Source organism: Nocardioides sp. SR21 (assembly GCF_022761125.1).
In the GTDB taxonomy this organism is placed as follows: Bacteria; Actinomycetota; Actinomycetes; order Propionibacteriales; family Nocardioidaceae; genus Nocardioides.
Genome location: NZ_JAKWJR010000008.1, coordinates 106,326 through 120,168, shown reverse-complemented (window position 1 = coordinate 120,168; position 13,843 = coordinate 106,326). Strand labels below are relative to the sequence as shown.

Here is a 13,843-nt window from a genome sequence, read left to right as displayed (position 1 = left end):
GGTCCGCCGCACCGGTGCTCACCTACCAGGTCATCCGGTGCCCACTTCGCGCTCACCGGCCGCCATCGTCACCTGCCCCACCTCGACCGCCCAGAGCGACTCGACCAGCCGGTCGTGCGCGCGGGCGAGATGCCGGCGGTAGGTGCTGAACGGCAGGCCGAGGATCTCGGCCGCCGCCTCCTGGGAGGCGGTTCCGTGGAGGTACGTGCGCTCGAGCACCCGACGGTGCTCATCGCCGCCGGGTGCCCGGTCGAGGGCGACGATCGCCTGGCGGAGCGTCGCCTGGAGCGCCTCACCCGGGATCGGCTGGGTCGGGTCTGTGAGGGCGCTCGCCGTGAGCGGCGAGCCGGCCAGTCGGTCGGGGTAGGCGAGATCGGAGAGAGCCGCACGGACCGCCCGGGTGAACTCGTCGCGCGACAACGGCGCCGGACGCACGAGGTCCGCGGGCGGTGGCCCGATCTCACCGGTGAGCTCGCGGCGGGCCATCAGCTCGAAGAGCAACGGAGCCGGGAACCGCCGCCGGTCCCAGCCGTAGCCGACGTGCCGTCCGTGGCCCATCGAGACCTCGATCATCCGGCGCAGGCCGAGGTACTCGAAGTAGCGGCCGTACCGCTCGTCCTCGACGGTGAAGATGAACGTCCAGGCCGCCGGCTCACGCGCCCACTCGAGGATGCAGGCGACGCCGTTGACCAGCAGGACCGCCGGGTCACCCATGTAGCGGCCCGAGGCGCCGGCGAACCGGTTGACGTTGATCCGCTCGCCCGGGCGCAGCGGACCGTGCTCCGCGACGGCTGCCAGCACGGCCCGGGCCCCGGGGTCGTCGGTGTCGAGCGGACCGTCGGTGGGCAGGTAGAACTGTGTCGCGAACGCCTCGACCCCGGTGTCGCTGCGAACCCGGTAGATCCCGTGCGGCTGCTCCTCGGCGTAGCGCCGGGCGAGGTCGGCCACCCGGTCCCCCTCCGCGTGCCGGATCAGGTCGACGATGCCGGCGACGTCGGCCGCATCGGCCCTGGCGATGGAGAGCTGCCCGGCATCACGCAGCGCCGCGGTCTGGTCGGCGAGCGGGCCGGCGCGGTGGGTCAGCAGGATCTCGGCGGCCGCCCGGTCGGGACGAGGATCGGCCGGGTCGAAGAGCCGCTCGAGGAAGTAGTTGCGGATCGCCACGTGCAGCGCGGCGTAGGCATCGGGCGAGCGCTGCGCGAACTCGGCCTCGAAGGCTTCCCTCACCACGTCGTGGAGGAAGAGCCCGATCTCGCCGCGCCGGACGTAGGAGCGCGACTCCAGCCACGCCCAGACCTCGGCCGCGCGGGCGCCGACGATCCGGCTCAGCAGGTCCTGGGTCATCCGGGTGGCGTGGGCGCACGTGGCGAGACCGGTGCGGTGCGCCTCGTCCGGGATGTCGTCGACGATGCGGGCACAGAGCGCCGCGACCACGGCAGGGGCATCGGCCAGGCGCGCGATGGCGGGCGCGTCCGAGGGGGCGTCGGCGCTGGCCTCGGCCAGCATGGCCAGGGCCAGCGGGTGGCCCCTGCCGACGCGAGCCAGGTCGCCGCCGTCCTCCGGGGCGACGCCGTACCGGTCCAGCAGCGCGCGGCTCTCCTCCTCGTCGAGGATGCCCAGCTCGTGCACCTGCGTCAGCTCGCGCCAGCCGGCGTCGTGCCGCCACTCGGACGCCGGCATCGTCCGCCCGGCCAGGACCGTGACGGACCCTCCCGGACGGGACGGGACGAGCTCGCCGCGGAACCACGCGTCCAGGTGGGCGACCAGCTCGAAGCCGTCCAGGAGCAGCAGGTCCGGCTCGGCCACGCCCGTCCGCGCAGCGCGCTCCCCGACCGCCACCAGCAGCGCCGCGGCCGTCGGCTCGATCTCCCGCGCGTCGACGTACACGGCCGTCAGACCGCGCCGAGCCGCGGCGCGGGCGCACGCGTCGAGCAGCGTCGACTTCCCGATCCCGCCCGGCCCGTGCACCAGGTGGACCCGTACGGCGGAGGTGCCGTCGAGCGAGGCGGTCACGGCATCGAGCTCCGCACGACGACCCACGAACCCTCGATCGCGGGCGCGGTCCAGGGTCTCGGCGACGGACGGTCGTCCGGGATCCATCTCGCGAGGGTAGACCTCGTCCTGGACAGGACGGTATCGGCGAGGCAGGGTGCTGACATGGCTCGACTCGGCGCGCTCATCCTGTCCACCCTGCTCCTCGGCTCCGTCCTGGGGAGCCCGGCGTACGCCGGAGGTGGGGGCCCCGGCCACCATCATGGGCACGTGATCTCGTGGCAGGAGAGCGTCATCGACCCCGGCCAGAACTTCCGCGGCCTCGACGCGGTGGACCGGCGTACCGCCTGGGTGACCGGCGGCAGCGGGTCGGGCAAGGTGTTCCGCACGACCGACGGCGGGCGGAGCTGGGCGGACGTCACCCCTCCTGACGCCACCGGCCTGCTGTTCCGTGACGTGGAGGCCCGCAGCGCGAAGGTGGCCGTGGTCCTGACCATCGGGGAGGGGGACGCGTCGCGGATCTACCGCACCGCGGACGGCGGGAAGAGCTGGGACTCGGTGTTCGTCAACGACGACCCGGCAGCGTTCTACGACTGCCTGGCGTTCTACCCCGACGGCCGTCGCGGCCTCGCGCTGAGCGACCCGGTCGACGGCAAGTTCCGGATCCTCTCGACGAAGGACGCCGGCCGCACCTGGGCCGTGCTCCCGTCCGACGGCATGCCGGAGGCGCCGACGGAGGCCGGGTTCGCCGCCAGCGGCGACTGCCTGGTCACGGCCGGGCGCACGGCGTACTTCGGCTCGGGCGGCGGCGCCGCGCGGATCTTCCGCTCCGACGACTACGGCCTGACCTGGACGGCCACCGACTCGACGATCCCGGCCGGCGAGGCCGCGGGCGTCTTCGCCCTCGCGTTCAGGACGCCGCACCAGGGCATCGCCGTCGGAGGCGACTTCTCAGCGCCTGCCGACGGGGCGGATGCCGTCGCGGTGACCCGCGACGGCACCACCTGGCGGAACGCCGGCGACCTCACCCACCTGGCCGAGGACGTCGCCTACCTCCCGAGCCGCGGACACTCGCTCGTCGTGACCGGCGAGGGCGTCACCGAGGACGGCGGGACCGTGATGGGGACGAGCGTCAGCACCGACGGCGGTCGCACCTGGAAGCGGGTCAGCGACACCGGCTTCCACACCCTCGACTGCACGCGCGACGGCTCCTGCTGGGCCGCGGGAGGCAACGGGCGCGTCGCCCGCGTGAGTCGCTGAACTACCAGCGATCGGTGCCGGGCGTCCCCTTGAAGGGGCCGGTCACCTTGCTGGTGATCCAGCCCCCGTAGAAGTCCCCGGGCTGCGCGGTCACCGTCTCGCCGTCGACGGAGCACCGATCCATCCGACCGGGGTAGAACGCGACGTGTCCGACGAGCGCCTCGAAGCCCGCGGCGGGTTCCGGGTAGTGCCACGCCGCTCGGGGCACCACACGACCGTCCACACCGACGACGTCGACGTACGACGCCGCCCCCTTGAACTCGCACCACGTCGTCCCGGCGACAGGACGGAGCACGCCGGGCGCGATGGCGTCAGCAGGGACGTAGTAGACCGGGGGATGGCTGGTCTCCAGCACCCGCAGCGACCGTTCGGTGTCCACGATGACGACGCCGTCCAGCTCGATGACCACGTGCTCGGACGACGGGACCACGATCGGCGGCCGCGGGTAGTCCCAGACCGACTCCACTGTCTCGCTCACAGGCCCATCATCGCCCAGCGTCAGCTCTCGCCGGCCGCCTCGCGCACGGCACGCTCCGCGACGGCGTGCTCGTCGGTGCGGGCGTCGTACGACCAGAAGTCGTGGAGGATCGCGGCGGTCGCACCGACCGCCGCGACGCAGGCGAGGCCGCCGGAGACGAAGGCGCCGCGGACCGACCAGAGGTCGGCGGTGACGCCCGCACGGACCTGGCCGCCGAGCGGGCCGACGGAGTACGACAGCATCTCGATGCCGGCCAGGCGGCCGCGCATCGACTCGGGGATGGTCTGGCTCCAGACCGTGCCGCGGAAGATGCCCGAGATCATGTCGGCCGCGCCGGCGAACGCGAGGAAGAGCGCGACCAGCCAGATCGAGGGCATCAGGCCGGCGCAGGCGATCATCGCGCCGTAGACCGCCGCCGCGATCACGATCGCGCGGCCGTGGTGGTGGACCCGCCTGGTCCAGCCGCTGAGCGCGGTCGCGACCATCGCGCCGACGACCTCGGCGGTGTAGAGCAGGCCGAGGAGCTCGGGGCGCTCGAAGACGTCCTCGACCAGCGCCGGGAAGAGCACCACGGGCATCGCCATCAGCATCGCGGCGATGTCGACGAAGTAGGTGCCGAGCAGGTCGCGGCGGCGGAAGGCGTAGACCATGCCCTCCTTGATGCCGGCCAGGCTGGGCGGGGTGGTCGCCTCGCGGTGCGGGTACGACCGCATCCGCACGTAGAGCAGCGATGCCACGATCAGACCGACGACGTCGACGAGGAAGCACCAGCCGATGCCGACGTACGCGACCAGCAGACCACCGACGGCGGGACCGAGGAACAGGCCGATCTGGATGCCGAAGCTGGAGAGCGCGTTCGCGGCCGGCAGCTCGTCGTGCTTCACCGTGCGCGGGAGCAGCGCCTCGCGTGACGGACGCTGCAGCGCCGAGCACGATGTGAGCGCGACGGCGACCACGAAGATCACCCAGACGTCCGGGTCGTCGCGGAACGCGTTGACCGCGAGGACCGCGGTGAACACCGCCTGCCCGAGGCCGGTGTAGATCAGCAGCTTGCGCCGGTCGACGTGGTCGGCGAGCGCGCCGCCGTACAGGCCGAAGACCAGGATCGGCGCCAGCTCGACCAGACCGATCGCACCGACCGCGAAGTTGGAGTCGGTGAGCGTGTAGATCTGGTACGGGATCGCGACGTAGCTGACCATCGCGCCGAAGTAGAAGACCGTGCCCGCGAGGAACAGCAGGCGGAAGTCCGCGGACGTGCGCAAGGGGGTGGTGTCCATGCGCAACGCGCGGAGCCGATCGATCACAAGGAGCGATGGTGACAGGGCGACCCGGCCCCACGAAATCGAGTTTTACGGTGCGGTGACCCGGATCCGAGCGCCGTTGCGCGGCACGCTCGTGATGTTGCGGACCTTCGGCTCGTCGTCGCCGACCGCGGTGACGTCGTACGCCGCGAACACCTCGCGCAGCACCGCCACCCCCTCCATCAGCGCGAAGCCCGCGCCGATGCAGCGGCGTACGCCGCCCCCGAAGGGGATCCACGTGTTCGTGGGCGGGTTCTGGCCGAGGAACCGCTCGGGCCGGAACACGTCCGGGTCCTCGTGGTTGTCCTCACGGCTGTGCGTGATGATGATCGACGGCCCGACCGTGGTGCCGGCCGGCAGGTCGTAGCCGGCGATCGTGGCGGGCTTCATCAGCGTCCGCACCACCATCGGGATCACCGGGTGCAGCCGCATCGACTCCTTCATCACCGCGTCGAGGTAGTCGTCATCGCCCTCGGTCGCCGCGCGACGGCAGCGGGCCAGCAGCTCCGGGTCCTTGCCCGCCTCGTGGAGCGCCCACGCCAGCGCGGTCGCGGTGGTCTCGTGCCCGGCGAGCAGCAGGGTGACGAGCTGGTCGCGCAGCTCGGTGTCGTCCAGGGCGTCGCCGTCCTCCCCCTGCACGATCAGCCGGGAGAGCACGTCGGTGCGGTCGGCCAGGTCGGGGGCCGTACGACGCTCGCGGATCTCGGCGTACATGAGCCGGTCCAGCTCGTGCTGGTTGTCGACGGTCCTCTTCCAGGGGCCGTACTTCTGCAGCTTCGGGTAGCCCCAGCCGAGCAGGATCGCGGGGCTGATGTTGACGGTCTTGTTGACGCGCGGGCGCAGCTCGGCGAGCCGCCGCTCGTCGGTGACGCCGAAGACGACGCGGAGGATCACCTCGAGCGTCAGCCGGTTCATCCGGTCGAGCGAGCGGAACTCCTCGCCCGGCCGCCACGTCGCGACCTCGGCCTCGGCGACCTCGGTGACCAGCGACTGGTACTCGCGCAGCGCGTGCCCGTTGAACGCCGGCATCAGCAGCTTGCGGGCCCGCTTGTGCTGGCTGGAGTCCTGGAGCAGCAGCGAGTGCTCCCCCATGATCGGCCCGAGGATGCCGTTGGCCTTGCCCGCGTGGAAGATCTCGGGGTCGCCGGCGAAGATCTCCTTCGCGTGCTCGGGCCGCGTGAAGAAGACCAGCGGCCGGCCGCCCGGCGCGACGCGCACGGTGAAGATGTCGCCGTACGTGCGGTGCATGTACGGGTGGAACCGGTGGCGGAACCGCAGCAGCCCCGCGGTCTGGAGGAGCACCGGCCACTTCGGGCCGTCCGGCAGACCGGACGTGTCGACCGGCGGCAGCTTGCCCTGGTTGCCCGGGCTCATCCGCTTGAAGCGTTGCGCGGTCAGCTGGTCGACGTCGTCCAGGGTCGTCACCCCGCCGACGCTACGCCCCCTATTGAAAACGCGTCAATAGCGATCAACGCGGCGCCAGCTGGCGGGTCAGGAACTGCACCTGGTGACGTACGACGGCGTCGTGCCACTCGGCCCCGGCGTACACGTCGAAGTGGTCGCACGGGTAGTGACGCACCTCGGCGCGGCCGGCGAAGGCTGCTTTGGCGGCGGCCTGCGGCGGTGCGCTCCGGTCGAAGTCGGCGATCTGCACGAGGAGCGGCGCGCGCAGGTGCTTGGCCTGCTTGCCCGGGCGGTGGTTGCCGAGCTCGAGGCCGACGGCGGCGTCGATCTCGTTGCGCCAGGAGGGGCCGGCGATCGCGAGGTACGACTCCAGGCAGCCGTCGAGGGTGAGCGCGCCGAGCTCGCCGGGGCGGGCGACGACCGGCATCATCTTCGCCTTCCCGACCTTGGAGCGAATGCCGAGGGCCGTGGACCTCGCGATGGCGGACGGCTTGTGGTGCGCGAGAGCGTGCTTGCCCGCGGCCATGCCGTCGACGAGCGGGGTCACCGAGACCACGGCGGCGACGTCGTCGCGGTGGGCGCCGGCGGCGAGCACGTGGCCGCCCGCGAGCGAGACGCCCCAGAGCACGAGGCGCTGCGGGTCGACGCCGGGGAGCCGGGCCGCGGCCGCCATCGCGGCGCGGTAGTCGTCGAGCTGGTCGGCCAGCGTCACGGTCTGACGGGGTACGCCGCCACTGAGGCCGAAGCCGCGGTAGTCGAACGCGAACACGTCGAGCCCGGCCGCGGCCAGCGCCTCGGCGAACGGCTCGAGCCCGGAGTCCTTGGTGCCGGCGAGCCCGTGCGCCATCACGACGACCGGGCGGCCGGCGTCGGTGGCGAGCGCGTCGCCCTCGCCGGTGAAGTGCCAGGCGTGGCACTCGGTCCCGCCGGAGATGAAGGTGATCTCGTCGTACTTCACGTGTCGCTCCCGTAGATCGCGGTCAGCCAGATGTGCACCACCGCATCGACGTGCGGCGTCAGGTCGAGTCCCGCCGGCGCGCGGACGATCCGCTCGAGCGTGCGGTCGTTGAGGTCGAGCAGCGCTCGCGCGATCGCCCGCGCGTCGACGCCGGCCGGCGCCAGTCCGGCCTCGCGCTCGCCCTCGATCAGATCGGCGACGACGCCGACGAACGAGTCCTGGAACGAGTCGAACTGGTCGCGCACCGCCGTGCTCGAGGCCCGCGCGTCGAGCAGCGCGCGCCAGAGGTGCGTGCGCTGCCCCCAGCCCAGGACGATCGTGCGGATCGCGGCCTCGATGCGGTCGTGCATCGAGTCGGCGCCACCGAGCAGCTCGGCCGCGTCGAAGCTCTCGTCGTACATGTCGGTCATCAGCGCGCCGACGGCCGCGGCCTTGTTCTCGAAGTAGAAGTAGAACGCCGACCGGGTGACGCCCGCGCGCTTCGAGATGTCGGCGATGTTGATCTGGTCGAGCGTGTTGTCGCGGAGCTGGTGGTCGAGGGCGGCGAGCAGCGCCGTACGCCGCTCGTCGCCCTTGGTCGCGCCCGCCGCCATCAGGCCCGGCCCGCCAGGACCGGAGCGCCGTCTGCCTGCGCGCGGGCACGGCCGCTCGGGATCTCGCGGGTGCGCATGTCGTGCTCGTAGATGAAGTAGTCGAGCTGCTGCGTGTGCCGGGGCCGGTCGAGCACGTGGCCGGTGTAGAGCTGCTGGTCGGCGATGATCGTCTGCTCCATCTCGGCGACGGACGGCAGCCGGTAGTGGCCGGCGGCGTAGGCCCCGACCAGGCGCGCCTGCGACTCGACGAACGGGAACAGCGTCGGCGTCGCCTGCGCGAACCCGACGAAGACCAGGTCGTCGATGCCGGGCTTGAACATCCGCTTGTACAGGCCGATCCGGTTGTCCGGGGCGCTGATGAACTCAGGGTCGAAGAACGGGAACGTGATGTTGTAGCCGGTGGCGTAGACGATCACGTCGAAGTCGGAGCTGGTGCCGTCCTCGAAGTGCACGGTCTCGCCGTCCAGCCGCGCGACGTTGCCCTTCGGCGTGATGTCGCCGGAGCCGAGTCGGAGCGGGAGCTCGACCGACTGCGTCGGGTGCGCCTCGAAGAACTTGTGGTTGGGCTTGGGCAGGCCGTACAGCTCGGGGTTCGAGCCGGTCATGAACTGCATCTTCTGGATCATCCAGCGCTGCCACTTCAGCGGGATGTGCGGCGAGGTCACGAAGTACTTGTCGGCCGGGAGGCCGTAGGTGTACTTCGGCACGATCCACGCGCTCGAGCGGGTCGAGAGCGTGACCTGGTTCTGCAGCGACTTCGACGACAGCTCGACCGCGATGTCGGCGGCGCTGTTGCCGAGGCCGACGATCAGGATCCGCTTGCCGGTGAAGTCCAGCGGGTCCTTGGGGTCGATGTAGTGGTGCGAGTGGATCGAGACGCCGGTGAACTCGCCGGGGAAGTCCGCGAACCGCGGGTCCCAGTGGTGCCCGTTGCCGACGACCAGCAGGTCGAAGCGGCGCGTGTCGCCGGCCTGGTCGAGGATCTCCCAGCCGCCGCCGGGAAGCCGCTCGGCGTGGACGACGCCGTTCTCGAACTCGATGTTCTCCCGCAGGTCGAACGCGTCGGCGTACCCGTCGAGGTAGTCCTTGATCTGGGTGTGGTGCGGGAAGTCGGGGTACTCCTCCGGCATCGGGTAGTCGCGGAACGACAGCCGGTGCTTCGAGGTGTCGATGTGCAGCGATCGATAGGCACTGCTGTGCCCGTTCGGGTTGCCGAACGCCCAGTTGCCGCCGATCCGGTCGGAGGACTCGAACGTGGTGTACGGGATGCCGTAGTCGTTGAGCATCTTGCTGGACGTGAGCCCGCTGATGCCCGCCCCGATGACGGCGGTGGTCGGTCGCGCCACCAGTCCTCCTTGTGGTCGGTGGTCGAGTGCCCCCGCGAGGAACGAGCGGCGGTGTTTTCGAGACCTGGAACCTGTTCTATTTCGTGACCGTAGGCCCTAAGTTGACACGCGTCAACTGAATCCAGGGAGGTTCCGGATGGGTGAGGCAGTAGCGGTCGTGGTCGGTGGGGCGTCGGGGATCGGCGCCGCGATCGCGACGGCGTTCGAGAACGACGGCTGGCGGGTGGTCGTGGCCGACCTGCCGGCGACCGACGTGACCGACGAGGACTCGGTCGCGGCGATGCTCGACGGTGTGCTCGCGTCCCACGGGCGGCTCGACTGCGTGGTCAACAGCGCCGGCGTCTCCACGCTCGGCCAGATCACCGAGCTCGACGTGGCGGAGTGGCGCCGGGTCGTCGACGTCTGCCTGACGGGCGCCTTCATCGTGATGAAGCACGCCGGCCGGCGGCTGTCCGCCGGCGGCTCGATCATCTCGCTGTCGTCACTCAACGGGCGGCAGCCCGGCGGCGGGCTGGCGCCGTACTGCGCCTCGAAGGCCGGACTCTCGATGCTCACCGAGGTGGGGGCGCTCGAGCTCGGGCCGACGGGCATCCGGGTCAACGCGATCGCGCCCGGCCTGGTCGTCACGCCGTTGACGCAGCCCGCGATGGACATCCCCGGCATCGAGGCCGACTACCTCGAGAACACTCCCCTGGGCCGCTCGGGCACGCCCGAGGAGATCGCGGAGGCCGCGGTCTACCTGGCCAAGGCGCAGTGGGTGACCGGCGAGGTGCTCGACATCAACGGCGGCGCCCACCTGATGCGCTACCCGGACCTCCACCAGCACGTGATGGCGGCGTTCGGCTGACGGTCGCCGGTGGTCGAGCTTGTCGAGACCCCGCGGGCCGAGGCAGGCGTCCAGGCGCGGGGTCTCGACGACGCTCGCTGGCGCTCGCTGCTCGACCACGGACGCCCCTAGGCTCGGGCCATGGCTCTTCTCCACGACGCGACCCTCACCCCCGGCAAGGTCGAGCTGATCGAGGCCTGGCTGCCCGGCCGGGCCTGGGCGGAAGGACTGCCGGCGCTCGACCGCGTCGGCGGCTACCGGATCGACGACCCGGAGGGTGAGGTCGGGATCGAGGGGATCCTGTTGCGCAGCGAGGACGGCGCGGTCACCGTCCACGTGCCGCTGACCTACCGCGGCGCTCCGCTCGAGGGTGCCGAGGACGCGCTGGTCGGCACCATGGAGCACTCCGTGCTCGGCACCCGTTGGGTGTACGACGCCGCCGCCGACCCGGTCTTCCGGGCGGCGATGACGGACACCATCACCGCGGCCGGCACCCAGGCCGAGGAGTTCTTCGAGGTCGACGGTCGGAAGGTCACCCGCGACCCGTCGGTGCACGTGGTCGGCAGCGGCGGCGAGCCGGGCGAGCTGGTCGTCGTCCACGTGGTCGGCGCCGCCGTGCCCGCCGGCGCCACCCTGACCGGCCGCTGGGACGGCGGCGAGGGCGTGCTGGCCTACCTGTCGACCTGACGGCGCTCGCCGTCGTCGGTGTACTCGACGTGGGCGAAGTTCACCGTGCGGCGGGCGTTGGCCAGCGCCGCGATGATCACGGTGCCGAGGGCGCCCTGGCGGTCGAACATCGTGGCCGTGCCGACGGCGATGCCGTCGCGCTCGACGCGGTCGGTGGCGACCAGGCCGATCTCGACGCTGACGGGCTCGCGGGCGAGCGTCATGGCGATGTCGGTGTTGATGTACTCCACGCCGTTGGTGCCCCAGTTGGTCACCATGCTGCCGCCGTCGGCGATGGCAGCGGCGGCCTGGAAGCCGGTGAAGACCTCGTCGGCGACGACCGGGATGCCGCTGTTCCACGACGCCTTGCGGTCGGCGTTCTGGTGCTCGGTGAAGTTCTGCGACCACCCGGCCGACGAGTGGAAGAACGGCACCCGCGGCTCGGTGGTCACCGGTGCGACATCGAGCGGCGGCGGCTCCGGGTGCTCCTCGGGCGTCCAGACGCCACCAGGCGCGGACTCGGTCGGCTTGAGGAACGTCGCGGACGCGCGGGCGACCCGGCGGCCCTCCTGCGTCATCGTCACGTCGACCAGGCAGATCCGCGAGCCCTCGCGCACGACCTCCGTCGCGAACGTGCACGGGATCATCCGGGCCGGCTTGAACAGGTCGACCGTCCACCGCGCTGGCCTCAGGTCGGTCCGCCCCGCGGTCGCCAGGCACAGCTCGGCCGCCCGGGCCAACGCGCCCGACAGGGCGACGCCGTGCATCTGGTCGTCGCTCCACATGCTGCACGCAAGCGGGGTGGGGACCAGGGTGTCGCCCTGGTGGGTGAAGAACGCGATCTCGTCGGCCACGGCCGACATTCTCTACGACCGGCGTACGACCTTGACGACCTCGTGCCCGGGGATCGGGTTGTCACGCGTCGCCTTGCACGTGAGCCGGGACGCCGTCCGCGCGTCGTGGATGGTGCGTACGACGACGGCGTACATCCCTCCGGCGACCGAGAACGACGCCGACGTGAAGTCACCGTCGAGCACCCGCTCGCGGAGCACGACGTCCTCGATCCGCGTCGCTCCGAGCTCGCGGCGCAGGTGGATCTCGGCCGCCTGCACCGCCATCGGCTGCGCGGCGCTGCCGCGCAGGTGGTCGAGGACGAGCTCCCCCGACAGGTGCGACCCCGCGACCGCGATCGCCGACGCCGGGTCCAGGCGCCCGTAGTAGAGACCGTGCGGGAGCACGACCATGTTCGCCGCGAACCGGTCGCCGCCGATGTGCGAGACCTCCCAGGTCTCCTCGGGGTGCGCGCGGTCGAGCGCCTGCGCGACCGGGCGGCCCTTTTCGGCGCAGCAGACGTCGTGGCGGCCGTTGGTGCAGACGCAGAAGACCGAGCGGTCGTACGGCGCGAGCCCACTGCTGCCGCCGTCGCGGAACGCGGTCAGGTCGAGGTCGAGCACCCCGCGCACGTCGGTGAGCACGCCGCTCTCCATCCGTGCCCCGGTCGGGCCGGTGTGGGCCGCGAACACCCGGGTTCCGCCACCGTCGGGCTTCGAGCTGAACCGGCGGATCAGCAGGATCTTGGCGCGGTACGCCTTGGCCTGCTGGGTGAGCGCCGCGCCGAGTCCCTCGGGAAGGCGGGCGTCGAGCAGCGCCTTGTTGCCCCACGGTCCGACGTGCTCGATGAGCAGCCAGGTCCGCACGTGGGTCGCGGTGCCGGCGAGCGACTCGTCCCGCAGCACGCTCTCAGCCGCACACCGGAACGTCACGCGGTCTCCAGCAGCCCTTCGCGGACCAGGCGCCGGCACAGCACCACGTTGCTCCTCGCGTCGAGCGGCAGGTCGGCCGGCGTGAAGTCGCCGCCGACGCGGATCGCGTCGAGCGCCGGGCGGATCCACGCGGGGACGGTGATCGCGCGGTCCCCGAGCAGCACCTCCACCTGCTCGCCGCGGTCGAGCAGCACGCAGGGGTGGCCGGGCCGGCGGCGCAGCGTCGTGGTCCCGGTGATCTCGGTCAGTACGTCGTGCAGCCCCCCGGCCAGTCGCGGCGGCCGCGAGGTCAGGAAGCGGCGGATCTCGGCCTCGACCGCAGCGTCGGTGTCGACGGCGCGCAGGTCCGCGGCGAGCCGCTCGAGCCGGTCGGCCAGCTCGCTGGTGAGCGCGGCGGGGTCCTCGAGGTAGCCGGCGGGCAGGTGCTCACCGGACAGCAGCGGCAGCACGGTCCGCTCCAGGAGCCCGCGCCAGGTGAGCTGGTTGATGCCGATGGTGACGTGCAGCGACACGGTCTCCTGCGCGCGGGCGGCGTGCGGCGTGCCGGTCGGCAGGTACATCGCGAGGCCGGGCTCGAGGAGCACCTCCTCGGGTCCGTCCTGGCCGTGCACCTCCCACAGCTTCGAGCCGGCGGTCTGGAACACGAACACGTCGTGGGTGTCCGAGTGCACCGCGAAGCCCTGCGAGCCGGGAGGCGTGAGGTAGGCGTTGGCCTGCACCGGGTGGCCGAGCTCGAGCTCGAGCTCCGCGGCCAGCCGGGTCAGCGGCGGCCAGTACCGCTGCAGCCCCTGGAACACCACGGTCGCGCCGTCGGCGAAGAGGTCCAGGGCCTTGCGGGAGTCCACCAGCCCGCTGAGCTGCTTGCCCGCGAGCGTCGCGCTGCGGGTGTACGACGACTCCGGCAGCACCGCGCCGTCCTTGGCCACCCGGACGGCCGGCGTACGGATCGCCGTGGACGTCAGCAGGTGGTCGGCGTCGTCGAGCGAGAGCAGGCCGACCAGGGAGTCCGGGTCGGTCCGGTGCAGGTGGACGCGGGACGCCCAGACCTTGCTGAGGAAGGTCTGGGCGTCACCGCTGAGCAGGTCGAGAGCAGTCACCAGATGACCAAGCCCAAGGGCTCGCACGCTGCGCGGCACGCAACATCCACGCTGGCTACGTTGCGGTCGCTCGCAGGACGAGCAAGTACGACATCGCTCCCGCGCCTTGCCAGCGCGGCGCTGCGCGCCGCTCGCGTGCGCGACCCCTCGGGCTTACTC

The 13,843-nt window shown here is 71.9% G+C and carries 13 protein-coding genes; 3 read left to right on the top strand and 10 right to left on the bottom strand.

The genetic code is table 11. The features are described from left to right. Window positions 1-30: 30 nt before the first annotated feature. Entirely contained in the window at window positions 31-2,100 is a 2,070-nt protein-coding gene (locus MJ604_RS16480) for an AAA family ATPase (protein ID WP_243059591.1), read from the bottom strand. A 57-nt stretch (window positions 2,101-2,157) separates the two neighbouring features. Here MJ604_RS16480 and MJ604_RS16475 point away from each other — a divergent pair, with 57 nt between their 5' ends. Further along, window positions 2,158-3,252 carry an oxidoreductase gene (locus tag MJ604_RS16475; protein ID WP_243059590.1) on the top strand — a complete coding sequence of 365 codons (1,095 nt, stop codon included), beginning with the start codon at window positions 2,158-2,160 and terminating at the stop codon, window positions 3,250-3,252. Between the two features lies 1 nt (window position 3,253). Here the strand turns inward: MJ604_RS16475 and MJ604_RS16470 are convergent, their stop codons facing one another. The 6 genes from MJ604_RS16470 to MJ604_RS16445 form a co-directional block, all read right to left on the bottom strand. Next, window positions 3,254-3,730 carry a DUF427 domain-containing protein gene (locus MJ604_RS16470; RefSeq protein WP_243059589.1) on the bottom strand — a complete coding sequence of 159 codons (477 nt, stop codon included), beginning with the start codon at window positions 3,728-3,730 and terminating at the stop codon, window positions 3,254-3,256. Between the two features lie 20 nt (window positions 3,731-3,750). After that, window positions 3,751-5,007, bottom strand: coding sequence for an MFS transporter (locus tag MJ604_RS16465; protein ID WP_243059588.1), 1,257 nt, complete (start codon window positions 5,005-5,007; stop codon window positions 3,751-3,753). Window positions 5,008-5,079: 72 nt separating this feature from the next. Continuing rightward, on the bottom strand, window positions 5,080-6,456 hold the full coding sequence (locus MJ604_RS16460) for a cytochrome P450 (RefSeq protein WP_243059587.1): 1,377 nt from the start codon (window positions 6,454-6,456) through the stop codon (window positions 5,080-5,082). A gap of 43 nt (window positions 6,457-6,499) precedes the next feature. After that, window positions 6,500-7,393, bottom strand: coding sequence for an alpha/beta hydrolase (locus MJ604_RS16455; RefSeq protein ID WP_243059586.1), 894 nt, complete (start codon window positions 7,391-7,393; stop codon window positions 6,500-6,502). Further along, complete coding sequence (locus MJ604_RS16450; protein ID WP_243059585.1) at window positions 7,390-7,986, bottom strand: TetR/AcrR family transcriptional regulator; 597 nt, start codon at window positions 7,984-7,986, stop codon at window positions 7,390-7,392. Before MJ604_RS16450 ends, MJ604_RS16455 begins: the two co-directional genes overlap by 4 nt. Then, window positions 7,986-9,332 (bottom strand): NAD(P)/FAD-dependent oxidoreductase, encoded by a 1,347-nt coding sequence (locus MJ604_RS16445; RefSeq protein ID WP_243059584.1) that lies wholly within the window; start codon window positions 9,330-9,332, stop codon window positions 7,986-7,988. The genes MJ604_RS16450 and MJ604_RS16445 overlap by 1 nt, the downstream gene beginning before the upstream one ends. A 136-nt stretch (window positions 9,333-9,468) precedes the next feature. On the opposite strand from MJ604_RS16445, the gene MJ604_RS16440 reads away from it, so the two are divergent. Together MJ604_RS16440 and MJ604_RS16435 are read left to right on the top strand one after the other, a co-directional pair. Beyond that, window positions 9,469-10,179: an SDR family NAD(P)-dependent oxidoreductase gene (locus MJ604_RS16440; RefSeq protein WP_243059583.1), complete on the top strand. Its 711-nt coding sequence runs from the start codon at window positions 9,469-9,471 to the stop codon at window positions 10,177-10,179. A 120-nt stretch (window positions 10,180-10,299) separates the two neighbouring features. Next, window positions 10,300-10,845: a hypothetical protein gene (locus MJ604_RS16435; RefSeq protein WP_243059582.1), complete on the top strand. Its 546-nt coding sequence runs from the start codon at window positions 10,300-10,302 to the stop codon at window positions 10,843-10,845. On the opposite strand, the gene MJ604_RS16430 is transcribed toward MJ604_RS16435, so the two are convergent. From MJ604_RS16430 to MJ604_RS16420, 3 genes are read right to left on the bottom strand one after another with little or no spacing between them, the layout of a single operon-like run. Further along, window positions 10,830-11,678 (bottom strand): acyl-CoA thioesterase domain-containing protein, encoded by an 849-nt coding sequence (locus MJ604_RS16430; RefSeq protein ID WP_374458356.1) that lies wholly within the window; start codon window positions 11,676-11,678, stop codon window positions 10,830-10,832. The genes MJ604_RS16435 and MJ604_RS16430 overlap by 16 nt on opposite strands. A gap of 12 nt (window positions 11,679-11,690) precedes the next feature. Continuing rightward, a complete protein-coding gene (locus tag MJ604_RS16425; protein ID WP_243059580.1) occupies window positions 11,691-12,560 on the bottom strand; it encodes a sucrase ferredoxin in 870 nt (289 codons plus the stop codon). Between the two features lie 23 nt (window positions 12,561-12,583). Next, complete coding sequence (locus tag MJ604_RS16420; RefSeq protein WP_243059579.1) at window positions 12,584-13,684, bottom strand: cupin domain-containing protein; 1,101 nt, start codon at window positions 13,682-13,684, stop codon at window positions 12,584-12,586. Window positions 13,685-13,843: the final 159 nt, after the last annotated feature.